We start from the raw sequence: 23,075 nt of genomic DNA, 5'->3' as shown, positions 1-23,075 counted from the left end.
TCCGATTATTTGCCCGGGGTCTGAAACTGCGGACACTGCACCTGCAGCAGGCTGCGGTCCTCCAGGCACACGGCCGATAGCTGTCCGCCCCACACGCAGCCGCTGTCGAGCCCGATCAGCTTGGACTCCAACTTCAAGCCCAGCGCCGACCAGTGGCCGAACACCACCGTGTCGCGCGCGCTGCGGCGGCCGGGCACGTCGAACCACGGCATCAGCCCGCTGGCCGGATCGGCCGTGCCGCTTTCCTTCATCTTGAAATCCATCACGCCATCGGCGGTGCAGAAGCGCAGGCGCGTCATGGCGTTGATGATGCAGCGCAGCCGGTCTGCGCCGGCCAGATCGTCCGACCATTGGGCCGGTTCGTTGCCGTACATCTCGGCCAGGAAATCCTCGATGCCGTCGCCGCGCAGCATCTCCTGCACCTCGCCGGCCAGGGCCATCGCTTGCGCGGCGCTCCACTGCGGCAGCAGGCCCGCGTGCACCAGCACGTGATCCTTGACCTGGATCGCCAGCGGCCGCCGTCGCACCCAATCGATCAGCTCGTCCCGATCCGGCGCATGCAGGATCTCGGCCAGCGTGTCGGACTTGTGCTCAGGCCGGATGCCATACGCCACCGCCAGCAAATGCAGGTCGTGATTGCCCAGCACACTATCGATCAGCCCGCCGCTGCCCATGGCCAGCTTGCGCACATGGCGCAGCGTGGCCAGTGAATCCGGACCACGGTTGATCAGGTCGCCCGCCAGCAGAATGGCGGGCTCGGCGACACCGTCGGCATCCGCGTGCGCGCGTATCCGGTCGAGGAGGGCCAGCGTCTGCTCATGGCAGCCCTGCAAATCCCCGATTACATAGGTTTTCATATGGATACTCACTTGTTCGTTGCTTTGGGATCTGAAATACCCTGAATTTTTGCCCTGATCTGGGGCACATCACATAAAATCATGCTTACGACTAATTCGACCTTGCTGCGGGATACTAAATGATTTTTGTAACGGGTGGTGCTGGTTTTATCGGCTCAAATTTCGTCCTGGATTGGCTGGCGCAGTCGGATGAGTCTGTTCTCAATTTCGACAAGCTGACCTATGCCGGCAATCTCAACAATCTGGCCTCGCTGAAGCAGGATGCCCGCCACACTTTCGTGCGCGGCGACATCTGCGACCAGGCCCAGGTTCTGGCCTTGTTCCAACAGCACAAGCCGCGCGCCGTGGTGCACTTCGCGGCGGAAAGCCACGTCGACCGCTCCATCCTCGGACCGGGCGAGTTCATCAACACTAACATCAACGGCACCTTTAGTCTGCTGGAAGCTGCGCGCGCCTACTGGTCGGCGCTGCCGGACGATGAAAAGGCCGCCTTCCGCTTCCTGCACGTGTCCACCGACGAGGTCTACGGCACGCTGGGGCCGGACGATGCGCCGTTCACCGAAACCACGGCGTTCGCGCCGAACAGCCCGTACTCGGCGTCGAAGGCGGCATCGGACCATCTGGTGCGTTCCTACTTCCACACCTACGGCCTGCCGGTGGTCACCACCAATTGCTCCAACAACTACGGCCCGTTCCACTTCCCGGAAAAACTGATCCCGCTGATCATCGCCAACGCCCAAGCCGGCAAGCCGCTGCCGATCTACGGCGACGGCCAGCAGGTGCGCGACTGGCTCTACGTGACCGACCATGCCGCCGCCATCCGCCGCGTGCTGGAAGCGGGCCGCCTGGGCGAGACCTACAACGTCGGCGGCTGGAACGAGATGGCCAACCTGGACGTGGTCCACACCCTGTGCGACATGCTCGATAAACTGAAGCCGAAAGCCGCAGGCAGCTATCGCGACCAGATCACGTTTGTCAAAGACCGCCCGGGCCACGACCGCCGCTACGCCATCGACGCGCGCAAGCTGGAACGCGAGCTGGGCTGGAAGCCGGCCGAGACCTTCGAGTCCGGCATCGCCAAGACCGTGCAGTGGTACCTGGACAACCAGGCCTGGGTGGCCGACGTGCAGTCGGGCAGCTACGCCAAGTGGGTCGAAACCAACTACTTCAATCGCGAGGGGCAATAATGAGCAAGCGCAAAGGCATCATTCTGGCGGGCGGCTCCGGCACCCGCCTGTACCCGGTCACGATGAGCGTTTCGAAGCAGCTGCTGCCGATCTACGACAAGCCGATGATCTACCATCCGCTGACGGTGCTGATGTTGGCCGGCATGACCGAAATCCTGCTGATCTCGACGCCGCAGGACACTCCGCGCTTCAAGGACCTGCTGGGCGACGGCAGCCAGTGGGGCATCAGCATCAGCTACGCGGTGCAGCCTTCGCCGGACGGCCTGGCGCAAGCCTTCATCATCGGCAAGGACTTCGTCGGCGACTCGCCGTCGGCGCTGATCCTGGGCGATAACATCTACTACGGCAACGACCTCGACGCGCTGCTGCGCCACGCCACCGAGCAAACCGAAGGCGCCACCGTGTTCGCCTACCACGTGCAGGACCCGGAGCGTTACGGCGTGGTCGAGTTCGACGACAACCGCACCGCCGTCTCGATCGAAGAAAAACCGAAGCAGCCGAAATCGAACTACGCCGTCACCGGCCTGTATTTCTACGACAAGCAGGTGTGCGACATCGCCGCCAACATCAAGCCGTCCGCGCGCGGCGAGCTGGAAATCACCGACGTCAACAAGGTCTATCTGGACCAGGGCGAACTGAACGTGGAAGTGATGGGGCGCGGCATGGCCTGGCTCGATACCGGCACCCACGAATCGCTGCTGGAGGCGGGCCAGTTCATCGCCACGATTGAAAAGCGCCAGGGCCTGAAAGTGGCGTGCCCGGAAGAGATCGCCTATCGCAAGGGCTACATCAACGCCGAGCAACTGCGCAAGCTGGCCGAGCCGCTCAAGAAAAACCAGTACGGCCAGTACTTGCTGCAGATCCTCGAAGATAAGGTTGTACCACGATGAATGTCATTACTACGCCGCTGGAAGGCTTGCTGGTACTGGAGCCGCGCGTTTTCGGCGATGATCGCGGGTTTTTCTTTGAGAGTTTCAACGCCCGCCGCTTTGCCGAACTGACCGGCGTCAGCGCCGAGTTCGTGCAGGACAACCATTCGCGGTCGTCCAAGGGCGTGCTGCGCGGCCTGCACTACCAGATCCAGCAAGCCCAGGGCAAGCTGGTGCGTGCGACCGCCGGTTCGGTGTTCGACGTCGCGGTCGATATCCGCAAGAGCTCGCCGACTTTCGGCCAGTGGTACGGCTGCGAGCTGTCGGCCGAGAACAAGCGCCAGATGTGGATCCCGGCCGGCTTTGCGCACGGCTTCGTGGTCACTTCCGATTCCGCCGAATTCCTCTACAAGACCACCGACTACTGGGCGCCCGAGCACGAGCGCGCCATCCTGTGGAACGATCCCGCCGTCGGCATCGCCTGGCCGGCGCTGGACGCGGCCCCGCTGCTGTCGGGCAAAGACCAGGCCGCTTCACTGCTGGCCGACGCCGAGGTGTTCGCATGAAAGTGCTGCTGACCGGCAGCACCGGCCAGGTGGGCTACGAGCTGGCGCGCAGCCTGCAGGGCGTGGGCGAAGTGGTGGCGGTCGACCGCAACGTCATGGACCTGTCCAACCTGGCGCAGGTGCGCGAGGTGATCCGCAGCGTCAAGCCGCAGCTGATCGTCAATCCGGCCGCCTACACGGCGGTGGACAAGGCGGAAAGCGAGCCCGAACTGGCCCACCGCATCAACGCCGAAGCGCCGGCCGTCATGGCCGAGGAAGCCAAGGCGCTGGGCGCGGCCCTGGTGCATTACTCCACCGACTACGTTTTCGACGGCACCCAGCCGTCGCCGCGCCGCGAGGACGACCCGGTCGGCCCGCGCAACGTCTACGGCGCCAGCAAGCTGGCCGGCGAGCAGGCGATTGCGGCGGCCGGCATCCCGCACCTGATCTTCCGCACCAGCTGGGTGTACGGCATGCGCGGCAAGAACTTCCTGCTGACCATGCTGCGCCTGGCCAAGGAGCGCGACGAACTGCGGGTGGTGGCCGACCAGCACGGCGCGCCGACCTGGAGCCGCACCATCGCCGACACCACGGCGCAAGTGCTGTCGCAGGCGCATGCCGGCGGCCGCGAGTGGTGGGTGCAGAACAGCGGCATCTACCACCTGAGCGCACAGGGCCAGACCACCTGGCACGAGTTCACCGAGGCGATCATTGCCGAGGCGGGCCTGTCGTGCAAGGTGCTGCCGATCACCACCGCCGACTATCCAACGCCGGCCCAGCGTCCGCAGTACTCCGTCATGTCCTCGGAACGCCTGATGACACGCTTCTGCCATTTGCCACATTGGCAAGAAGCGCTGGGCCTCTGCATGCGCTAGAAGTTCCAAACCCGAAGTGTATCGATTGGTAAGCGGGCTCACTGGAGCAGGGCGGGGCTGGTATGATGCCGGCGCCCGCTTTCCGGGTCGCCGCGTTTAATCAGGTACAATCAGCAGCCGGGCAGTTGGCACGCTGATAATGCTTCGTGTTGCGATACAACGCAGATCCTAAATAATATGTTTTCCTTTTTACTGAGCTTTATCGCCTCCGCGCTGCTTACCCTGCTGGTGATTAAAGAAGCGAGATTGCACGGCCCGGCCCTCGACGCCAATTTCGACGGCGTGCAAAAAGTGCACGCCCATAATGTGGCCCGCATCGGCGGGCTGTCGATTTTCCTCGCCGTGGCGTTGAGCTCGGCCATTTCCATCTGGCGCGTGCCGGCCATGAGCCAGTGGCTGCTGTCGCTGCTGGCCTGCTCGGCCGTGGCGTTTATCGGTGGCATCGTCGAGGATTACACCGGCCGCGTCAGCGCGCTGCGCCGCCTGCTGCTGACCATGGCCGCCGCCACGCTCGGCTATTTCCTGCTCGACGCCCGCATCGACCGCCTCGATTGGGCCTTTTCCGCCTGGGCGCTGCCGTATATGTGGCTGACCTTGCCGCTGACGGTGCTGATGGTGGCCGGCATCGCCAACGCCATCAATATCATCGACGGTTTCAACGGCCTGGCCAGCGTGGTGTGCATCTGCATGCTGCTGTCGCTCGGCTATGTGGCCTTGCAGGTCAACGATATGTTCGTGCTGATCGCCGCGCTGATGGTGGCCGGCGCCACCGCCGGTTTCCTGATCTGGAATTATCCGGTGGGATTGATCTTCCTCGGCGACGGCGGCGCCTATTTCATCGGCTTCATGCTGGGCGAGCTGGCTTTGCTGCTGGTGATGCGCAATCCGCAGGTATCGACCTGGTATGCGGCGCTGTTGCTGATCTACCCGGCGTTCGAGACCTTATTTTCCGTTTATCGCCGCATGTTTGTGCGCGGCAAGTCGCCCGCCATGCCGGACGGTATCCACTTGCACAGCCTGATTTTCCGCCGCGTCGTGCAGTGGGCGGTCGGCCGCCGCGAGGCGCGCGCGCTGATCCGCCGTAATTCGCTGACGTCGCCGTATCTGTGGATGTTTTCGCTGATGGCGGTGATTCCGGCCACCGTATTCTGGCGCCATACCTGGGTGCTGATGCTGTCCTGCCTGCTCTTTATCAGCGCTTATATCTGGATTTATGTCCGCATTGTGCGCTTCAAGGCGCCGCGCTGGATGATCCGGCACAAGAAGCATTGATGTCATGATGTACACTATCCCATCCATTCCTTCTCATACCGACACTATGGTTACCTTATCCAAAACGATTTTCAAAGCTTACGACATTCGCGGCATTATCGATAAAACCCTGGATGCCGGCGTGGCATTCCAGATCGGCGCCGCTTTCGGCCGCGCCGCGCTGGCCAAGGGCGAGAAAAAAGTCGTGATCGGCCGCGACGGCCGCCTGTCCGGCCCATCGCTGATCAAGGCGCTGGCCGAAGGCCTGCAGTCGGCCGGCGTCGACGTGATCGACCTGGGCGTGGTGGCGACCCCGATGGTGTACTTCGGCACCAATGTGCTGGGCGCCGCGTCGGGCATCATGGTCACCGGCAGCCACAATCCGCCGGACTACAACGGCTTCAAGATGGTGCTGGCCGGCGAGGCGATCCACGGCGAATCCATCACCGGCCTGTACGACAGCATCCTGGCGCATGACGGCTCGGCCGCCGCCACCCCCGGCGCCTACAGCACCCACGATATCCGCGCCCAGTACCTGGAACGCATCATCGGCGACGTCAAGGTATCGCGCCCGATCAAGATCGCGGTGGACTGCGGCAACGGCGTGGCCGGCGCGTTCGCGGGCGACCTGTATCGCGGCATGGGCTGCGAGGTGATCGAGTTGTTCTGCGAAGTGGACGGCACCTTCCCGAACCACCACCCTGATCCGGCGCATCCGGAAAACCTGCAAGACCTGATCCGCTGTCTGCAGGAGACCGACGCCGAAATCGGCCTGGCCTTCGACGGCGACGGCGACCGCCTCGGCCTGGTCACGAAAGATGGCCAGATCATTTATCCGGACCGCCAGATGATGCTGTTCGCGGAAGACGTGTTGTCGCGCAATCCGGGCGAGCAAATTCTGTACGACGTGAAGTGCACCCGCCACCTGGCGCCATACATCGAGAAATCGGGCGGCGTGCCGCTGATGTACAAGACCGGCCACTCGCTGGTGAAGGCCAAACTGAAGGAAACCGGCGCCCCGCTGGGCGGCGAAATGAGCGGCCATATCTTCTTCAAGGACCGCTGGTACGGCTTCGACGACGGCCTGTACGCCGGCGCGCGCATGCTGGAAATCCTGACCAAACAGGAAGACCCGTCGGCGCTGCTGAACGCGCTGCCGCAGTCGGACAGCACGCCCGAACTGCACCTGCACCTGAGCGAAGGCGAGAACTTCATCGTCATGGACAAGCTGCGCGCCGACGCCAAGTTCCCTGGGCATGAGCGCATCATCACCATCGACGGCCTGCGCGTGGAATACGCCGACGGCTTCGGCCTGGCGCGTTCGTCCAACACCACGCCGGTGATCGTGATGCGCTTTGAAGCGGAAACCCCAGCCGCGCTGGAGCGCATCCAGGGCCAGTTCAAGCAAGTGATCCTGGCGGCCAAGCCGGACGCGGAACTGCCGTTCTAAGTCCATGGCGACGCAAGCGCGCGGCGGCAAGCCGTTGAATATTTTGCTGGTGCGCGTTTCGTCGCTGGGCGACGTGCTGCATAACATGCCCATGGTGGCCGACATCGCCCGTCACTTCCCGGACGCGAATATCGACTGGGTGGTGGAGGAGGGCTTCGTCAGCCTGGTGCGTCTGAATGGGCGCGTGCGCAACATCATTCCGTTCGCGCTGCGGCGCTGGCGCAAGAGTCTCGGCAAGCCCGAGACGCGCGCCGAAATCAAAGCGTTTTTCCGTACTCTGCGCCAGCAGGAGTACGACTATGTGTTCGACACCCAGGGCCTGCTCAAGACCGGCATCATCATGGGCGCCGCGCGCGTGGTGAAGGGCGGCCGCAAGGTCGGCCTGGCCAATGGCAGCGAGGGCTCCGGCTATGAGGGCATCTCGCGCATTTTCCATAACCTGAGTATTCCGACCGATCCGCGCACGCACGCGGTGGCGCGCGGCCGCATCGTGGCCGGCGCAGCGCTGGGCTATGCGGTCGATACGCCGGCCGATTTCGGCCTGCCGGCGCTGGCGGACGACACGCCGCGTCCCGAGTGGATGCCGGCATCCTATGTGGTCTACTTCCACGGCACCGCGCGCGATGGCAAGAAATGGGCGACCGACAACTGGATCGCGCTGGGCCGAGAACTGGCGCCGATGACCATCCTGCTGCCTTGGGGCTCGCCGAAGGAGCTGGCGGAGGCCGAGCGCATCGCCGCCGGTTTGCCGAACGCGCGCGTGCTGCCCAAGCTGTCGATGGCCGATGCCATCATGGTGGCGCGTCGCGCGTCGCTGGTGATCGGCGTCGATACGGGGCTGGTGCATATCGCGGCGGCCTTCGTGCGGCCGACGGTGGAGATCTATGCGGATTCGCCGCGCTGGAAGACCGAAGGTAATTGGTCGCCGCGCATTATCAACCTGGGCGATCAGGGCGCGCCGCCATCGGTGGCGGACGTGCTGACGGCGGCCCGGAGCCTGCTGGGCTAAGCATGCGTATTCTTTATTCCTTGTTGTGGTGGCTGGCCTTGCCGCTGGTGCTGACGCGCCTGTGGCTGCGCGGCCGGCAGGAACCTGGCTATCGCCAGCATTGGGGCGAGCGTCTCGGCTTCTATCCGCGCGCCAGCGCCGCTGACGGCAGCCGTGCCGCGCCGGTGCTGTGGGTGCACGCCGTTTCCGTCGGCGAAACGCGCGCCGCCGAGCCGCTGGTGGACGCGCTGCTGGCCGAGTATCCCGGCAGCCGCGTCATCCTCACCCACATGACGCCGACCGGCCGCGCCACCGGCAAAGCCATCTTCGCCAAGCACGGCGAGCGGCTGCTGCAATCCTATCTGCCGTACGACATGGGCAGCATGGTCTCGCGCTTCATCCGTCACTTCCAGCCTAGCGTCTGCATCTTGATGGAGACCGAGGTTTGGCCAAATCTCATCGCTGTGTGCAATGCGCGCGGCGTGCCGGTGGTGCTGGCCAATGCGCGCTTGTCCGAGCGTTCGCTGCGCAAGGCATCGCGTTTCGGCTCGCTGCTGTTGCGCGCCGCGCGTGGCATCTCGCTGGTCGCCGCCCAGACCGAGGCCGACGCGCAGCGCGTGCGTTCGCTCGGCGTGCAGCGCGTTGAAATCACCGGCAGCATCAAGTTCGACGTGGTGGTGCCGGATGCCGCATTGGCCATCGGCGCCTCGCTGCGCGCGGCCATCGGCGCCCGTCCGGTGCTGCTGTGCGCCTCCACCCGCGAAGGCGAGGAAGAACTGATCGTGGCGGCGTTCGAGGCGGCCCGCGCGGCGCTGCCGGCCGGTGCGCTGCTGCTGATCGTGCCGCGCCATCCACAGCGTTTCGATGAAGTAGAAAAGATGATCGCCGCGCGCGGCCTGACGGTTGAACGCCGCAGCAGGCTGGCCCTGGACGGCGGCGCCATGCCGGGCAGCGTCGAGGTACTGCTGGGCGACTCCATGGGCGAAATGTTTGGCTACTACGCCGCATGCGACGCCGCCTTCGTCGGCGGCAGCCTGGCGCCGCTGGGCGGCCACAGCCCGATCGAGCCGGCGGCATTGGGCAAGCCGATCCTGATCGGTCAGCACACCTTCAACTTCGAACTGGTGACGGAAGACCTGCTGGCGGCTGGCGCCGCCCAGCGCATCGCCGATGCGGCGGAGCTGATGTCCAGCTCCGCGCACTTGCTGAGTGACGCCGACGCCCGCGCCACCATGGGCAAGAACGCCCTGCGCTACGCCAACCAACACCGCGGCGCCACCCGCCGCACGCTGGCGCTGCTGAAAGACCTGATCTAAGCGGGGCATCGGCCCCGCCGTCCTGCTTACTTCACGTTGATCGCGACGATGCTGCTCTGGCTGTTGATGTACAACACGCCGTTGGACGATAGCGACAGCTTGCCGCCCGCCGGATACGTCCATACGGAAGTGTGGCTGGTGCGGTCGATGGCGTAAGTCGTATCGGTGCTGCTGACAAACACCAGGTTATTGGTCAACACGACATTGCCCTGCCATTGCGCGACCGTGGCCGGAGGCGTCCAGCTCCAGGCCAGGCTGCCATCTGCCTCGTTGCGGACTTCGAGCGCCAATGCCTTGTCGCGCAATACATAGACCAGCTTGTCGCCGTAGGCCGGACCGGTCTGGAATTTGCCGTCCACCTTCCAGCGCACGCGCAGCGCCGAGGCATCGAAAGCGGTCAGCGCATTGCTGTCGGCGACGATCACGCTGTTGGCCGCGCCGAGCAGTGGCGTCAATCCGTTCGGCCAGCCGGAGTTGGTGGCGGTGATCTGGCCGACGGTGTTGCCGGTCAGGCGATCGCTGATGACGAGTTGCGTGTCCAGGTAGGTGTAGGTGTTGTTGGCATCGACTGCCGGCGTCCAGCCATCGATCTGAGCAAGCGAGGTGAACCATTTCTCGACGCCGCTAGTGGCGTCAAACGCATACATGCCGCCATAGTGGCCGCCATGCGAATACAAGCTGCCGTCGTACACGACCGGCGCCAGATAGCGTGGCCATTGCGCCCCAACCGGTGTGCTGAACAGCTGGGTGCCGGTGGCGGCATCGAAGCCGAACATCGCGGTCGATTCTTGCGATCCGGCCGCCACGTACACCTTGCCCTTGGCGTAAGTGGGCGGGTTGGTGGCCGCGAAGCGCAGGCCGCCGAAGTCATGTTTCCAGGCTTGGGCGCCGTCCTGCTCTTTCAGGGCGAACAGCTGGTGTCCTTCGGCGTTGCCGTCCCAATAAGGACCGGTCGCAAAATAGAGTTGGCCATTGCCGGTGGTAATGTCCGTAATCGTCGCCTGCCTGCCGTCGAGGGCGGGTGCTTCATAGGTCCAGCGTAATTTGAATGCCGAAGGCGTGAGCGTGACCGGCACCAGGCCGGTATGTGCGGCGTTGGCTTGATAGCCGCTCCAGTCGCCGGCTCCCGCCAGCGGCGCCAGGCTGCTGAGGTTCGCGGTGGTCACACCGCCCGTCGGCGCAACAACGTCGATCACATAAGGCACCTTGAACGGCGCACCTTCAAGCTGGGAGGTGCAGTTCACATCTTTGCAGACGTTGATCGTCACGTTGCCGGCATAGTGCCCCGCCGCGACCGTTGCCGACGTCTTGATGCTGGCGGCGAGGCTGCCATCCGCGTTGGTTTTGATCTGCACCGACTCGATCACATTTTGGTCGGCAACGAACTTAATGTAGACAACGCCGACGAAAGGCGTGGTCTGGGTGGCCGTGGCATAGAAGGTGACGGGGTAGCCGGCCACATATTTCAACGTCAGCGTGCTGGGGCTGATGGTGTACGGCGGCGCGAAAACAGGCGGCGGTGGGGGCGGCGTGATGGGCGCTGGCGTCTGGACGGTGGGAGTGCTGGAACCTCCACCGCCGCAGGCGGCCAGGAAAAGACTGCTGGTGGCGATGGCGATGTAACGCAAGCTAAGCGAAGTGGTCAAATGCATTATGGTCAATGAGAAATTGTTATTCTTAAAGGAACCATATTAACATTTGCTGTTGGCTGGAAAACTCTCCAATAATTGCCGCCGATTCAGCTTGTCAGGGGAACAGCACCGGCAGTTCCTGCGAGCGTTTGCGGAGCAGGTTTTTGGCTTCGTCGTATTCGGGGTAGATCAGGCCGACGGTGTCCCAGAATTGCTGGCTGTGGTTCATTTCCAGGATGTGCGACAGTTCGTGCGCCACCACGTAGTCGATCAGCGGCAGCGAGAAGTGGATCAGCTTCCAGTTCAGGCGGATCTTGCGGTCCACCGTGCACGAGCCCCAGCGCGTGCCGGCCGAGGACAGGCCGAACGAGTGGTATTGCACGCCCAGGCGGGCCGCATACAGGTCCAGGCGCTCTTCGAACAAGGTCTTGGCCTGCTGCTGGTACCACGTCAGCACGCGGTTCTTCAGCAGGTCTTCGCTGGCGCCCGGCACCAGGGTGACCCACAGTTCGCGCGTGTTGGGGTTGTAGATGCTGCGATTGCGCCCGCCCACCAGCAGGCGCAGGGTGATGTCGGCGCCCATGTACGGCAGCTGTGCGCCGTCGATCCACTCCACCGGCGGCTTTTCCAGCCGCGCCGCGCGGCGCTCGCGCCGCTCTTTCAGTTTGCTCAGGATCCAGTGCTGCTTGGTGCGGATCGCTTCGTCGATTTCGGCGATGCTGATGCGCTTGGGCGCCGTCACGCGCAGGCCGTCGTCGTCGATCATGAAGCCGATCGAGCGCCGCGTCGAGCGACGCAGTTCGTATTCCAGGATGAATTCGCCGACCATCAGTTGACGGCGCGGCGGCAGCTCCGATGGCGGCGCGACCAGCGGCCGGGTCTTGACCGGCACCGCCGTTGCGGGCGGCGCGACATAGGGTGAAACAGGAGGTGGTTTATTGGATGAAGAAGGCGTCGGCGGAACCGACCATACCGGCGAGGTGTACACCGGCTTTGGAGGCGGCGGGGCCTCCCGTCCAAACAGGTCCGGCTGATTCGGATCGGGCGACGCCGGTTTGACCAGCGTCGCCAGGTCGTCTAACCAGCGTTGTAAGCGTGGGGCGAAATGACGCGCATTTCTGATTCTATCCAATTTTCCACCTGTTGCATCATGCCGTCCGGCGTTTGGCCTTCGGGCGAAATTGGCTTGCCTATCGATACTGTAACAAGGCCGGGCCGCTTGATGAAAGAATTTTTTGGCCAGCACTCACCGGAGTTGTGGGCAATCGGCACCACCAGCGCGCCGGTTTCGATCGCCAGGCGCGTGCCGCCGCTTTTGTACTTGCCGGCCTGACCCACCGGAATCCGTGTCCCTTCCGGGAACATGATAATCCATAGGCCCTGCGCCAGGCGGCGCTTGCCGTGACGGACCACTTCCTTGAAGGCGTTCTTGCCCTGCTTGCGGTCGATCGGAATCATGCGCAACAGCGCCATGGCCCAGCCGAAGAAGGGAATGTACAGGATCTCTTTCTTGAACACGAACACCAATGGACGCGGCATGTTCGGCAGCAGGAAGATGGTTTCCCACGCCGACTGGTGCTTGGACAGCAGGATGGCGTCGGCGTCCGGCAGGTTTTCGCGGCCACGGATTTCGTAGCGGATGCCGCAGATGACTTTCAGGCACCAGACGATGAACACATTCCAGCGCGAGGTGACGAAGAAGCGCTGCGCATACGGCAGCGGCGCCACCAGGAAGCAGACCAGGGACCACAGAACGGTCGATACCACCATCACGATGGTGAAGATGAGGGAACGCAGGAATAAAACGGGATGACCCAATGCAGACTCCAAAAACTGTTAGCTGACGATGTGCAGCGCCGGCGGATTGGCGGTTTTAAGCAGATGGGTAACCATCGCCGCCAGGTCCGGGAACACCATGGTGCCCGGCGGCAGACCGCCGGTGACCTGGGTCTTTTCACCCTTGCCGGTTAAAACCAGATACGGCACGCAGCCGCTGACATAGCCGGCCTGCAGGTCGCGCAGCGAATCGCCGACCACCGGCACGCCTTTCAGGCTGATTTTATAGCGCTGCGAGATTTCCGTGAACATGCCCGGCTTGGGCTTGCGGCAGTCGCAGTTGTCGGCCGCCGCGTGCGGGCAGAAGAACACCGCGTCGATGTCCGCGCCCACTTGCTGCGCCAGGTTGTGCATCTTCTGGTGGATGGCGTTGAGGATGGTCATGTCGAAGAACTCGCGGGCGATGCCCGACTGGTTCGACGCCACCACCACCCGGTAGCCCGCCTGGTTCAGGCGCGCGATCGCTTCCATCGAGCCGGGGATGGGGATCCATTCCGCCGGCGATTTGATGAAGTCCGGCGAATCGTGATTGATAACGCCGTCACGATCCAGAATCACCAGCTTCATCGACTGCGCACCCATTTAAGCCGCCAGCTTGGAGATGTCGGCCACGCGGTTCATCATCCCGTGCAGGGACGACAGCAGGGCCAGACGGTTGTTGCGCAGGGCGACGTCTTCCGCCATCACCATCACGTCGTTGAAGAAGGCGTCGACTTCTTCCTTCAGCTGGGCCAGCGTTTTCAGCGTGCCGGCGAAGTCGCCCTGGCTGAAGGCGGCGTCGATTTCCGGCAGCACGCGGATCACGGCGGCGTTCAGGTTGATTTCGGCGGCGTCCTGCAGCAGCGATGCGTTGACGCCGGTGTTGCCGGCGGCGGCCAGCGCTTCTTCGTTCTTCTTCAGGATGTTGGTGATGCGCTTGTTGGCGGCGGCCAGCGAGGCCGATTCCGGCAGCGCGGCGAAGGCTTGCACGGCCTCCAGGCGCTGCACGATGTCGTCCAGGCGGTCCGGGTTTTGCGCCACGACGGCTTCGATCTCGTTGACCGAGAAGCCGCGCTCGCGCAGGATGCCGCGCAGGCGGTCGAACATGAAGGTTGCCACGTCGGCGGTCGGATCCTTGAAGCCGGCCACGGTGGTGAACTGCTTCGCCGCATCGGCCAGCAGGCCGGTGATCGACAGCGACAAACGCTTTTCGATCAGCATGCGCAGCACGCCCAGCGCGTGACGGCGTAGCGCGAACGGATCCTTGTCGCCGGTAGGCGCCAGGCCGATGGCCCAGATGCCGACCAGGGTTTCCAGCTTGTCGGCCAGCGCCACGGCGGTGCCGGTGACGGTGGACGGCAGGGCGTCGCCGGCAAAGCGCGGCTGATAGTGTTCCGAAGCGGCCAGCGCCACGTCTTCCTGTTCGCCGTCGTTGCGGGCGTAGTAGGTGCCCATGATGCCTTGCAGCTCGGGGAACTCGCCCACCATGTCGGTCAGCAGGTCGGCTTTCGACAGGCGCGCTGCGCGTTCGGCCAGTGCCACATCGGCGCCCAGCTTGGCGGCGATGGCGCCGGCCAGCGCGGTGACGCGGTCGCTGCGTTCGGCCTGGGTGCCCAGCTTGTTGTGGTACACGACGTTCTTCAGCAGCGGCAGGCGCGATTCCAGGGTCTTCTTCTTGTCTTGCTCGAAGAAGAACTTGGCGTCCGACAGGCGCGGACGCACCACGCGCTCGTTGCCGCCGATGATGGCGGCCGGGGTGTCGGTGGCGATGTTGGAGACGATCAGGAAGCGCGAGCGCAGCTTGCCGTTGGTGTCGGTCAGCGCGAAGTATTTCTGGTTGGTCTGCATGGTGAGGATCAGGCATTCCTGCGGCACGGCCAGGAACTCTTCCTCGAAGTTGCATTCATAGACCACCGGCCATTCGACCAGCGCCGAGACTTCGTCCAGCAGGGCTTCCGGCATCAGCACCAAGTCGGCGCCGGCTTTGGCCAGCAGTTCGGCGCGGATCTGTTCCTTGCGCTCTTCGACCGAGGCCAGGACTTTGCCGTCGGCCTTCAGGGTGGCGGCGTAGGCGTCGGCGTTGGCGATGGTGACGGCGCGTTGACCCGGCGCGGTCAGGAAGCGGTGGCCTTCGGTGACGTTGGATGCGGTCAGGCCGAGCAGCGTCAGTGGCAGCACGGCGTCGCCATGCAGGGCGATCAGCGCGTGGGCCGGACGCACGAATTGCACGGTGGCGCCGTCCGGACGCTGGTAGCTCATCACTTTAGGAATCGGCAGCTTGGCGACCGAGTCTTCCAGCGCGGCTTGCAGGCCTGCTTGCAGCGCGCTGCCGGCTGCCGTGTAGGTGTAGAAGAAGCTTTCGGCCTTGCCGTCCTGCGCGCGTTCCAGATCGGCCACGGTCAGGTTGGGGAAGCCCAGCGCGGCCAGTTTTTTGGCCAGCGGCGGCGTGCCGTTGCCGGCGGCGTCCAGCGCCACGGTCACCGGCAGCACTTTTTCGCGGATCGATTTGTCCGGCGAGACGGCGCGCACTTTGGTGATGGAGACGGCCAGGCGGCGTGGCGTGGCGTAGGCGGTGGCGACGCTGTCGGCTTCCAGGAAGTCGCGCGATTTCAGGCCGTTGACGATGCCGTCTGCGAAAGCCTTGCCCAGTTTGGCGAGCGCCTTCGGCGGCAGTTCTTCGGTCAGCAGTTCGATGAGCAGAGTTTGAGTCATATCGTTTATATCGTTTTATTCAGCGGCGACGGCGGCAGCAGGGGCCATAGGGAAGCCCAGGCGCTCACGCGAATCGTAGTAGGCCTGTGCGACGAGGCGCGACAGCGCGCGCACACGGCCGATGTAGGCGGCGCGCTCGGTCACGGAGATGGCGCCGCGCGCGTCCAGCAGGTTGAAGCTGTGCGACGCCTTCATGATCTGCTCGTAGGCCGGCAGCGTCAGCTGCGCTTCGATCAGGCGCTTGGCTTCCGATTCGTGGTTGTTGAACTGCGAGAACAGCAGCTCGGTGTTCGAGTGCTCGAAGTTGTAGGCCGACTGCTCCACTTCATTCTGGTGGAAGACGTCGCCGTACTTCAGCGTTTTCGTTTCGCCGTTTTCTTCCCATGTCGTCCATACCAGGTCGTACATGTTTTCCACGCCCTGAAGGTACATGGCCAGGCGTTCGACGCCGTAGGTGATTTCACCCAGCACCGGCTTGCAATCGAGGCCGCCCACTTGCTGGAAGTAGGTGAACTGCGTCACTTCCATGCCGTTCAGCCAAACTTCCCAACCCAGGCCCCAGGCGCCCAGCGTCGGCGATTCCCAGTCGTCTTCCACGAAGCGGACGTCGTTCTGCTTCAGGTCCAGGCCCAGCGCTTCCAGCGAACCTAGATACAGGTCGAGGATGTTTTCCGGCGCCGGCTTCATCACCACCTGGTATTGGTAGTAGTGCTGGCCGCGATTCGGATTCTCGCCATAACGGCCGTCTTTCGGACGGCGCGACGGCTGCACGTAGGCCGCGCGCCAAGGCTCAGGGCCGATCGCGCGCAGGAAAGTACCCGTGTGGAAGGTGCCGGCGCCGACTTCCATGTCGTATGGCTGGAGCAGGGCGCAGCCTTGCTTGTCCCAGTAGGTTTGCAAGGTCAGGATAATTTGTTGAAATGTCAGCATCTTTTGATCGTCGGTGGCACGCCCGGGCCTGAAGCCGGCGGGCATGCGGTTGCAGTTTCGCTAAAGGGGCAATTTTAGCGGGTTAAGCGGCTTTTGGCTGATTTTTTGAGCGCCGGGCTGACCAAAACCAAGCACCGGCCAGAGACAGGGCGGTCAAAGCGAGGAACAGCTTGTTGCCCCAGATGATAAACGGGGTGCTGCCGGCCATGCCTTGCACACTGGCGGCCAGCGTGCCGAAGGTGTTCACCGGCAGTTGCTGCACCACTTTGCCTTGGCCATTGATGATGGCGGTGGCGCCGGTATTGGTCGCCCGCAGCATGGGGCGGCCGGTTTCCAGCGTGCGCATCTGCGAGATCTGCAAATGCTGCGGAATGGCGATGGTGTCACCAAACCAGGCCAGGTTGGAGGTGTTCAGCAGCATCGTCGCCGGCTTCTGGTCCTGCGCCGGATTATTCAACTGGGCGGCGATTTCCTCGCCGAACAAGTCTTCGTAGCAGATGTTCGGCAGCACGCGCTGGTCCTTGATGGGGAACGCCGGCTGGATATCGCGGCCGCTGGTCATGTCGCCCAGCGGGATCGACATCAGGTTGACGAACCAGCGGAAGCCGTAGGGAATGAATTCGCCGTAGGGCACCAGGTGGTGCTTGTCGTAGCGGTAGTAGCTGCCGCCCTTGGCCGGGATGCCGATCACGCTGTTGAAATAGGCGGTCTGGCTGTCGGCGGTGAAGATGCCGAGAATCAGGTTGCTGTTGGTCTTGTTCAGGAACTGGGCGATGCCGGGCAGGTAGTCCGGCGGCAGCTGCTGCGGCAGGGTGATGATGGCGGTTTCCGGCGTGGCGATCAGGTCGGCCGGGGCGGCGGTGATCGCGTCCTGGTACAGCTTCATGGTGGTCAGCACCTTGGCGCCGTTGAACTTTTCATCCTGCGGGATGTTCCCCTGCAGCAGGCGCACCGTGATCGGCTTGCCTTCCGGGTAGGTCCATTGCAGGAAGCTCAGGCCGATGCCGGCCACGCAGATGCCCACCGCCAGTGCGGCCGCGCGCAGGCGCGTGCGGTGCAGCAGCAGGAGCAGGGCGCCGGCGATGACGGCCGCCAGCCAGCCCAGACCATATACGCCGATGACCGGCGCGAAGCCGGCCAGCGGGCTATTGTTGTGGGCGTAGCCGGACGACAGCCAAGGGAAACCCGTGAACAGCCAGCCGCGCACCCATTCGAACAGCGCCCACACCGCCGGGAACACCAGCAGGTTGGCGGCCGGCAGCGGCAGCGTCCAGCGCTTGCGCAGCCACCAGGCGCCGCCCATGGCCAGCGCGCCGTAGACGCCCATGGCGGCGCCCAGCAGCAGCACGGCGGCGGCGGCCAGCGGCGCCGGCATGCCGCCGTAGGTATGCATCGAAACGTAGAGCCAGTGGATGCCGGCGGCGGTCCAGCCGGCCACGAAGGCCCAGCCGATCAGCGCGGCGGATTTGACGCTGGTGCTGCGCAGGACCTGGTAGAACAGCGTGGCGAGGCCGAGGATTTCCAGCGGCCACCAGCCGAACGGCGCAAAGGCGAACACGCACAGCGCACCGGCCAGGCCGGTGATGAGCATGCGTCCTCGGGTCGAGCGTTGCGGCTTGGGGGGATCGTTGGGATTGGCGCGGCGAAAGCGCATTATGCGTCGTCGCCGAGGTCGGGTTTGGGCGGCAGTTTTTCCACCGTCAGCACATGGATCTGACGGGCGTCGGCGCGCAGCACTTCGAAGCGCAGGCCTTGGAAGTCGAACACGTCGCCCTTGTGGGCCATGCGGCCCAGGTGCTTGGAGACCAGGCCGCCGATGGTGTCAGCTTCGTCTTCCGGCAGGCCGGTGTCGAGTTCCTCGTTGAACTGATCGATTTCGGTCAGCGCCTTGATGCGCCAGCGCGGGCCGTGCTGGCCTTCGCGGATGGAGAGGATGTTGTCTTCCTCTTCATCGAAATCGTACTCGTCCTCGATATCGCCGACGATCTGTTCCAGCACGTCTTCGATGGTGATCAGGCCGGCGACGCCGCTGTACTCATCGACCACGATGGCCATGTGATTGTGGTTGGCGCGGAAATCGCGCAGCAGCACGTTCAGGCGCTTGGATTCGGGAATGAAGATGGCGGGACGCAGCATGTCGCGCACGTCGAAGGATTCTTCGGCGTAGTAGCGCAGCAGGTCCTTGGCCAGCAGGATGCCGATCACCTTGTCGCGTTCGCCCTCGATGGCAGGGAAGCGCGAGTGGGCCGTTTCCAGCACCAGCGGCAACCATTCCTCGATCGGCTTGGAGATGTCGATGACGTCCATCTGCGAGCGCGGGATCATGATGTCGCGGGCAGACAGGTCGGACACCTGGAACACGCCTTCGATCATCGACAAGGCGTCGGCGTCGATCAGGTTGCGTTCGTGGGCGTCGTGCAGAACTTCGAGCAGCTCCGAGCGGTTCTCGGGCTCTGGGGAAATCAGGGCGGTCAGGCGTTCAAACAGTGACCGGTGGGGTTTAGCGTCAGTCTTGACGCTACTAGAGTGCTCTTGCATAGGAGGCGTGAGCCGTTGTTTTGAAGGGGTATAGGATACACCAAATGACAGGGTGGGGCCGCTTTTGTCAAAAAGACAGCCCTATTCTATCTCATTCCGCGTAGGGATCGGCGTACCCGAGGCCGGCCAGGATCTCGGTTTCGATGCCTTCCATTTCAGCGGCTTCCTCGTCGTCCATGTGGTCGTAGCCCTGGGCGTGCAGCACGCCGTGGACGATCAGGTGGGCGGTGTGCTCTTCCACCGTTTTCTTTTGTTCGGCCGCTTCCTGCTCCAGCACGTCGGTACAGAGGATGATGTCGGCCTGGGTCGGAGCGTCGTCCGGCAGCTCTTCTTCACCTTCGTTGTAGGCGAAGGTCAGCACGTTGGTGGCGTAGTCCTTGCCGCGGTACTCGCGGTTCAGGGCCTGGCCTTCTTCGGCGGCGACGAAGCGGATGGTCAGTTCGGCCGGGGCGAACAGGGCGGCCTGGATCCACTTGCGGATTTTCGGACGGGTGATGCTTTCCTGCAAGCGCGGGTCGGCGTATTGCACCGACAGCGTTAATTTATTTTTTGCGGACATTTTTCAGGGCGGTGGCTTTGAGTAAGGGGGCGATTTCCGCTTCGTGGTTTTGAGCGGTTTCGTAGGCGTCGACGATGCGCGCCACCAGCGGGTGGCGCACCACGTCTTCGCTGTTGAAGTGGCTGAAGGCGATGCCGCGCACTTCCTTCAGCACCTGGATGGCATCCACCAGGCCGCTCTTCTGGCTCTTGTGCAGGTCGACCTGGGTGACGTCGCCGGTGATCACAGCCTTGCTGCCGAAGCCGATGCGGGTCAGGAACATCTTCATTTGCTCGACGGTGGTGTTCTGCGCCTCGTCCAGGATCACGAAGGCGTGGTTCAGCGTGCGGCCGCGCATATAGGCCAGCGGGGCGATCTCGATCACCTGTTTCTCGAACATTTTCTGCGTGCGGTCGAAGCCGAGCAGGTCGTACAGCGCGTCGTACAGCGGACGCAGGTAGGGATCGACCTTCTGCGACAGGTCGCCCGGCAGGAAGCCCAGGCGCTCGCCGGCTTCCACCGCAGGGCGGGTCAAGATGATGCGCTTGACGGCGTCGCGTTCGAGGGCGTCGACCGCGCAGGCCACGGCCAGGTAGGTCTTGCCGGTGCCGGCCGGGCCGACGCCGAAGCTGATGTCGTGTTCCAGGATGTTGCGCAGGTAGCGGATCTGGTGCGGCGTGCGGCCGCGCAGGTCGGCGCGGCGGGTTTTCAGCACCGGGCTGGCGATGTCGATCTCGGTGCTCGGCACCACCTCCACCTTACGCGGCTTGGCCGTGGTCAGGCGTGCGGGTGCGCCGTCGTCCGCATCCGCCTCGGGCAGGGCCAGGCCGGCGTGCATGATGGCGCGTTGCTCCACCAGCGCCAGTTGCACCTCCTCGATCGGCACGATCTTGTTGGCGATGGCGTAGAAATGGTCGAGGATCTCGACTGCGCGTTCGGCGTTGTGGCCGCTGACGATGAATTTCTCGCCGCGACGGAAAATCGTGACGTCCAGCGCGGCGGAAATCTGGCGCAGATTTTCGTCGAGCGGGCCGCACAAATGGGCCAGGCGCGCGTTATCGAGCGGCTCGGGGACGAAGTAGTGCGGCTGGACTGGGGTCTTGGTTTTCAATGGGATGCTTTTTGAGAGAGGAGGCCGTGCTACGGCACAGGCGATAGTTTATCGTAATTTGCTTGATTTTGGCCGTCGTTGCTCTACAGTAGAGCTATGGCAATCAACGTTACCAACGCACCGCGCCCGGACCCGGTGCAACTGAATCTGCGCGAAACGCGCGCCAACCGTGTCGAGCAGCGCAGCGAGCAGACCACGGAGACGCGTCGCGCCCAGCAGGGCAACCGCGCCGAAAAAGACCAGGCTGCCACGCAGCGCCGCGTCGAGCAGAACAACGAAACCACCCGCAACCAGGCCCGCGCCAACGACGAGGCGGCCGCCGCCGACCGTCGTGCCGCCCAGCAAGCCGACAAGAAAACCGACACCCAGCGCCGCGACAACGAAAAGACGCTCGGCCGCAACATCGACACCACCGCCTGAAAATCCGGGGTCAGGTCCTCCATTGCTACACGAGCTCTGCCGTGGGCTCGCCCACGGCAGAGCTCGTGTAGCAATGGAGGACCTGACCCCGGATTTCTTTGTGTAACAGTTTCCTACAAGTTCTTGCGTGCGACACCCTCTGGTCCCATGTGATGAAATAGCATTGTTGCTAAGGTTTCTAGCCACTGATTGATGTCGAACAATCTTAGCGCGGTGCGCGCTGGTATCTTGCACGAATGGCAATCCGGTATTCTAAGTTTTGCTTAAGTTCAAACCAGCACTATCTGTTCACCCCTAAACCAATGAGGAAAATCATGGCACACCATGCACTCGCATCCCAGGAAAGTTATAACCCCAACCATCTGCTCGATATTCTGCTGGGCAAGATGCAACTGAAGAACGACGCCGCGCTGTCGCGCCTGCTGGAAGTCGCGCCGCCCGTCATCAGCAAGATCCGCCACCACCGCCTGCCGGTCGGCGCCTCGCTGCTGATTCGCATGCACGAAGTGACCGGCATGAGCATCCGCGATCTGCGCGACCTGATGGGCGACCGCCGCACCAAGTACCGCCTGTCCGACGCCCAAGGCCGCCCGAAGCCAGAAGACCGCTCCGCCACCGACAAGGCCCAGGCCGGAAACGCGGCACACCATTGATGCGCGCCCAGCGTGCAGGCCTGCCGCATCGCGCGTGAGCCCGGTCCGGCAGGCAGCCTTTGCAGCGCGTAGTCTCAGCTTTTAGCGTTTAGCTTTTAGCTTTTAGCTCAGCAGCACCATAGAAATTTCTTCGTACTGCAACTCCGTTTCGCGGAACAATTGCAGATAGACTTCCTCATCGAGGCCCAGCGCAGTCCAGGCCACGGTAGAGACGGGCGGGACCAGATCGTCCTGCACCTGCGCCAGATCGAGCGCGTGCACGATAGCGTCGGCCACATGGATGATGGCCGCCAGGAAGCCTGCGCCCGGCGCCTCCGGGTCGTGGTGGCCGCCGATGGCCAGACGCATCGTGTCAGAAAAATTCCAGTGTTCCGCCAGCGCCAGTCCGGCCGCCACGTGGTCGACCCCCAGCACCGCCCGCTCGGCCTCCAGCAGGTAGCAGTCGTGCTGCGCGCGGTAGGCGACCGTTGCGGCATATTGTTCCGGGAAGCAGGACACCAGCACCAGCCGGCCGATGTCGTGCAGCAGCCCGGCCGTGAACGCGTAGTCCTGGTTGAACCGCATCTGCCGCGCCAGCACCTTGGCGCACGCCGCCGTGGCGATCGAGTGGCGCCAGAACGCCTTGTGGTCGAAGCCGGGGCAGTGGCCTTCGACGAAGCAGCCGGTCACCGCCGCCGCCGTGATCAGGTTGCGCGTGGTCTGGAAGCCCAGATAGGTGATGGCTTGCTGGATGGTCGTCACTTTGACCTGCAGGCCGTACAGCGACGAGTTGGCCAGGCGCAGCGTTTTGGCCGTCAGCGCCTGGTCGTAGGACACTTTTTTGGCCAGCACCGAGATGTCGATGTCGTCCTGGTCGATGCTGTTGAGCAGCTCCATCACCACCGCCGGTAGCGAGGGCAGGTCGTCCAGCGTGCGCACCACGTCGTCGTAGCTCAGGGTCGCGTCATTACTCATGTTCCGGCGTCTCCTCTACACCCAGGCGAAAGTCGGTGACGAAGCGGCGCAGGGTGGCCGTGGCCCAGTCGCTGCCGCTGTCGGGATCGTTCTTACGGAACAATTGCGCGATGCGCGCTTCGTGGTGCTGCAGGTTGGCCGCCACCAGTTCCGGCGTCACTTCCTCCTTGACGATGGGCAGCATGGCGATGCCGTGGCGCGGCATCAGGGCCAGCATGGCGTCGGTCAGCACCGTGCCCTGCGGCAGCAGCACATTGCCCTGGACGTCGAGCAGCACGTCCGATAGCACCATGCCCGGCCGCACCTCGGCCAGTGTCAGTTGATGATAATTGCCCGTCATGCCGCCTCCCGGTTGCCTCTTGATCTATATTTTGCGATCTTACCATTGTCTTGCCAAGATGCAGCCCATACCGTACATTGGGACGTTGCCGTCAA

General features: G+C 63.6%; 23 protein-coding genes. 10 read left to right on the top strand and 13 right to left on the bottom strand.

The annotated features are described in order from the left end of the window. Window positions 1–5: 5 nt before the first annotated feature. Entirely contained in the window at window positions 6–857 is an 852-nt protein-coding gene (locus ACXZ1M_RS09240; RefSeq protein ID WP_459052874.1) for a symmetrical bis(5'-nucleosyl)-tetraphosphatase, read from the bottom strand. Between the two features lie 119 nt (window positions 858–976). Between ACXZ1M_RS09240 and rfbB the strand changes: the two genes are divergently transcribed. The 8 genes from rfbB (at window position 977) to waaA (ending at window position 9,338) form a co-directional block, all read left to right on the top strand. Continuing rightward, window positions 977–2,044, top strand: coding sequence for a dTDP-glucose 4,6-dehydratase (gene rfbB, locus ACXZ1M_RS09235; RefSeq protein ID WP_459052873.1), 1,068 nt, complete (start codon window positions 977–979; stop codon window positions 2,042–2,044). Further along, window positions 2,044–2,934, top strand: coding sequence for a glucose-1-phosphate thymidylyltransferase RfbA (rfbA, locus tag ACXZ1M_RS09230; RefSeq protein WP_459052872.1), 891 nt, complete (start codon window positions 2,044–2,046; stop codon window positions 2,932–2,934). The genes rfbB and rfbA overlap by 1 nt, the downstream gene beginning before the upstream one ends. Next, a complete protein-coding gene (gene rfbC / locus ACXZ1M_RS09225; protein ID WP_459052871.1) occupies window positions 2,931–3,479 on the top strand; it encodes a dTDP-4-dehydrorhamnose 3,5-epimerase in 549 nt (182 codons plus the stop codon). Before rfbA ends, rfbC begins: the two co-directional genes overlap by 4 nt. After that, entirely contained in the window at window positions 3,476–4,333 is an 858-nt protein-coding gene (gene rfbD, locus ACXZ1M_RS09220; RefSeq protein ID WP_459052870.1) for a dTDP-4-dehydrorhamnose reductase, read from the top strand. Before rfbC ends, rfbD begins: the two co-directional genes overlap by 4 nt. Window positions 4,334–4,510: 177 nt before the next feature. After that, window positions 4,511–5,605 (top strand): MraY family glycosyltransferase, encoded by a 1,095-nt coding sequence (locus tag ACXZ1M_RS09215; protein WP_459052869.1) that lies wholly within the window; start codon window positions 4,511–4,513, stop codon window positions 5,603–5,605. 46 nt (window positions 5,606–5,651) lie between these two features. Next, the gene (locus ACXZ1M_RS09210) at window positions 5,652–7,034 is read left to right on the top strand and encodes a phosphomannomutase/phosphoglucomutase (protein ID WP_459052868.1); all 1,383 of its coding nucleotides are present in this window, start codon (window positions 5,652–5,654) and stop codon (window positions 7,032–7,034) included. Between the two features lie 4 nt (window positions 7,035–7,038). Then, window positions 7,039–8,043, top strand: a complete 1,005-nt coding sequence (waaC, locus tag ACXZ1M_RS09205) for a lipopolysaccharide heptosyltransferase I (protein ID WP_459052867.1) — start codon at window positions 7,039–7,041, stop codon at window positions 8,041–8,043. A 2-nt stretch (window positions 8,044–8,045) separates the two neighbouring features. Further along, window positions 8,046–9,338 (top strand): lipid IV(A) 3-deoxy-D-manno-octulosonic acid transferase, encoded by a 1,293-nt coding sequence (waaA, locus tag ACXZ1M_RS09200; RefSeq protein ID WP_459052866.1) that lies wholly within the window; start codon window positions 8,046–8,048, stop codon window positions 9,336–9,338. 26 nt (window positions 9,339–9,364) lie between these two features. On the opposite strand, the gene ACXZ1M_RS09195 is transcribed toward waaA, so the two are convergent. From ACXZ1M_RS09195 to ACXZ1M_RS09150, 10 genes are all read right to left on the bottom strand, one after another. After that, window positions 9,365–10,984 (bottom strand): outer membrane protein assembly factor BamB family protein, encoded by a 1,620-nt coding sequence (locus ACXZ1M_RS09195; protein WP_459052865.1) that lies wholly within the window; start codon window positions 10,982–10,984, stop codon window positions 9,365–9,367. A 100-nt stretch (window positions 10,985–11,084) separates the two neighbouring features. After that, the gene (locus ACXZ1M_RS09190) at window positions 11,085–12,041 is read right to left on the bottom strand and encodes a M48 family metallopeptidase (protein WP_459053987.1); all 957 of its coding nucleotides are present in this window, start codon (window positions 12,039–12,041) and stop codon (window positions 11,085–11,087) included. Window positions 12,042–12,046: 5 nt separating this feature from the next. Next, complete coding sequence (locus tag ACXZ1M_RS09185; RefSeq protein WP_459053986.1) at window positions 12,047–12,739, bottom strand: lysophospholipid acyltransferase family protein; 693 nt, start codon at window positions 12,737–12,739, stop codon at window positions 12,047–12,049. Window positions 12,740–12,805: 66 nt separating this feature from the next. Further along, on the bottom strand, window positions 12,806–13,372 hold the full coding sequence (gmhB, locus tag ACXZ1M_RS09180) for a D-glycero-beta-D-manno-heptose 1,7-bisphosphate 7-phosphatase (protein ID WP_459053985.1): 567 nt from the start codon (window positions 13,370–13,372) through the stop codon (window positions 12,806–12,808). Window positions 13,373–13,387: 15 nt separating this feature from the next. Beyond that, window positions 13,388–15,496: a glycine--tRNA ligase subunit beta gene (gene glyS / locus ACXZ1M_RS09175; protein ID WP_459052864.1), complete on the bottom strand. Its 2,109-nt coding sequence runs from the start codon at window positions 15,494–15,496 to the stop codon at window positions 13,388–13,390. Between the two features lie 15 nt (window positions 15,497–15,511). Further along, entirely contained in the window at window positions 15,512–16,426 is a 915-nt protein-coding gene (glyQ, locus tag ACXZ1M_RS09170) for a glycine--tRNA ligase subunit alpha (protein WP_459052863.1), read from the bottom strand. A gap of 82 nt (window positions 16,427–16,508) precedes the next feature. Then, window positions 16,509–18,080: an apolipoprotein N-acyltransferase gene (gene lnt / locus ACXZ1M_RS09165; RefSeq protein ID WP_459052862.1), complete on the bottom strand. Its 1,572-nt coding sequence runs from the start codon at window positions 18,078–18,080 to the stop codon at window positions 16,509–16,511. Further along, window positions 18,080–18,964, bottom strand: coding sequence for an HlyC/CorC family transporter (locus ACXZ1M_RS09160; protein WP_373988924.1), 885 nt, complete (start codon window positions 18,962–18,964; stop codon window positions 18,080–18,082). The genes lnt and ACXZ1M_RS09160 overlap by 1 nt, the downstream gene beginning before the upstream one ends. Window positions 18,965–19,055: 91 nt before the next feature. Next, complete coding sequence (ybeY, locus tag ACXZ1M_RS09155; RefSeq protein ID WP_459052861.1) at window positions 19,056–19,523, bottom strand: rRNA maturation RNase YbeY; 468 nt, start codon at window positions 19,521–19,523, stop codon at window positions 19,056–19,058. After that, a complete protein-coding gene (locus ACXZ1M_RS09150; protein ID WP_459052860.1) occupies window positions 19,507–20,613 on the bottom strand; it encodes a PhoH family protein in 1,107 nt (368 codons plus the stop codon). The genes ybeY and ACXZ1M_RS09150 overlap by 17 nt, the downstream gene beginning before the upstream one ends. 96 nt (window positions 20,614–20,709) lie before the next feature. On the opposite strand from ACXZ1M_RS09150, the gene ACXZ1M_RS09145 reads away from it, so the two are divergent. Both ACXZ1M_RS09145 and ACXZ1M_RS09140 read left to right on the top strand, forming a co-directional pair. Then, on the top strand, window positions 20,710–21,033 hold the full coding sequence (locus tag ACXZ1M_RS09145) for a hypothetical protein (RefSeq protein WP_459052859.1): 324 nt from the start codon (window positions 20,710–20,712) through the stop codon (window positions 21,031–21,033). Between the two features lie 314 nt (window positions 21,034–21,347). Then, a complete protein-coding gene (locus tag ACXZ1M_RS09140) occupies window positions 21,348–21,686 on the top strand; it encodes a hypothetical protein (RefSeq protein WP_459052858.1) in 339 nt (112 codons plus the stop codon). A gap of 102 nt (window positions 21,687–21,788) precedes the next feature. Here ACXZ1M_RS09140 and ACXZ1M_RS09135 read toward each other — a convergent pair whose 3' ends face one another. Both ACXZ1M_RS09135 and ACXZ1M_RS09130 read right to left on the bottom strand, forming a co-directional pair. After that, window positions 21,789–22,640 carry an HDOD domain-containing protein gene (locus tag ACXZ1M_RS09135; protein WP_459052857.1) on the bottom strand — a complete coding sequence of 284 codons (852 nt, stop codon included), beginning with the start codon at window positions 22,638–22,640 and terminating at the stop codon, window positions 21,789–21,791. After that, entirely contained in the window at window positions 22,633–22,980 is a 348-nt protein-coding gene (locus ACXZ1M_RS09130; RefSeq protein ID WP_459052856.1) for a hypothetical protein, read from the bottom strand. Before ACXZ1M_RS09130 ends, ACXZ1M_RS09135 begins: the two co-directional genes overlap by 8 nt. Between the last annotated feature and the right edge of the window lie 95 nt (window positions 22,981–23,075).

The organism is Duganella paludis, from assembly GCF_054461335.1.
The sequence above is the reverse complement of the archived record's forward strand: the minus strand, read 5'-3'. Positions and strand labels throughout refer to the sequence as shown.

Bases quoted from the DNA above. Each gene is read 5' to 3' on its own strand.
- ACXZ1M_RS09135 (WP_459052857.1), bottom strand. From the start codon at position 22,640: ATGAGTAATGACGCGACCCTGAGCTACGACGACGTGGTGCGCACGCTG.
- gmhB (WP_459053985.1), bottom strand. From the start codon at position 13,372: ATGAAGCTGGTGATTCTGGATCGTGACGGCGTTATCAATCACGATTCG.
- ACXZ1M_RS09240 (WP_459052874.1), bottom strand. From the start codon at position 857: ATGAAAACCTATGTAATCGGGGATTTGCAGGGCTGCCATGAGCAGACG.
- rfbA (WP_459052872.1), top strand. From the start codon at position 2,044: ATGAGCAAGCGCAAAGGCATCATTCTGGCGGGCGGCTCCGGCACCCGC.
- rfbB (WP_459052873.1), top strand. From the start codon at position 977: ATGATTTTTGTAACGGGTGGTGCTGGTTTTATCGGCTCAAATTTCGTC.
- waaA (WP_459052866.1), top strand. From the start codon at position 8,046: ATGCGTATTCTTTATTCCTTGTTGTGGTGGCTGGCCTTGCCGCTGGTG.
- ACXZ1M_RS09145 (WP_459052859.1), top strand. From the start codon at position 20,710: ATGGCAATCAACGTTACCAACGCACCGCGCCCGGACCCGGTGCAACTG.
- ybeY (WP_459052861.1), bottom strand. From the start codon at position 19,523: ATGTCCGCAAAAAATAAATTAACGCTGTCGGTGCAATACGCCGACCCG.
- ACXZ1M_RS09210 (WP_459052868.1), top strand. From the start codon at position 5,652: ATGGTTACCTTATCCAAAACGATTTTCAAAGCTTACGACATTCGCGGC.
- ACXZ1M_RS09160 (WP_373988924.1), bottom strand. From the start codon at position 18,964: ATGCAAGAGCACTCTAGTAGCGTCAAGACTGACGCTAAACCCCACCGG.
- rfbC (WP_459052871.1), top strand. From the start codon at position 2,931: ATGAATGTCATTACTACGCCGCTGGAAGGCTTGCTGGTACTGGAGCCG.
- ACXZ1M_RS09215 (WP_459052869.1), top strand. From the start codon at position 4,511: ATGTTTTCCTTTTTACTGAGCTTTATCGCCTCCGCGCTGCTTACCCTG.
- ACXZ1M_RS09185 (WP_459053986.1), bottom strand. From the start codon at position 12,739: ATGGTGGTATCGACCGTTCTGTGGTCCCTGGTCTGCTTCCTGGTGGCG.
- rfbD (WP_459052870.1), top strand. From the start codon at position 3,476: ATGAAAGTGCTGCTGACCGGCAGCACCGGCCAGGTGGGCTACGAGCTG.
- waaC (WP_459052867.1), top strand. From the start codon at position 7,039: ATGGCGACGCAAGCGCGCGGCGGCAAGCCGTTGAATATTTTGCTGGTG.
- lnt (WP_459052862.1), bottom strand. From the start codon at position 18,080: ATGCGCTTTCGCCGCGCCAATCCCAACGATCCCCCCAAGCCGCAACGC.
- ACXZ1M_RS09130 (WP_459052856.1), bottom strand. From the start codon at position 22,980: ATGACGGGCAATTATCATCAACTGACACTGGCCGAGGTGCGGCCGGGC.
- ACXZ1M_RS09140 (WP_459052858.1), top strand. From the start codon at position 21,348: ATGGCACACCATGCACTCGCATCCCAGGAAAGTTATAACCCCAACCAT.
- glyS (WP_459052864.1), bottom strand. From the start codon at position 15,496: ATGACTCAAACTCTGCTCATCGAACTGCTGACCGAAGAACTGCCGCCG.
- glyQ (WP_459052863.1), bottom strand. From the start codon at position 16,426: ATGCTGACATTTCAACAAATTATCCTGACCTTGCAAACCTACTGGGAC.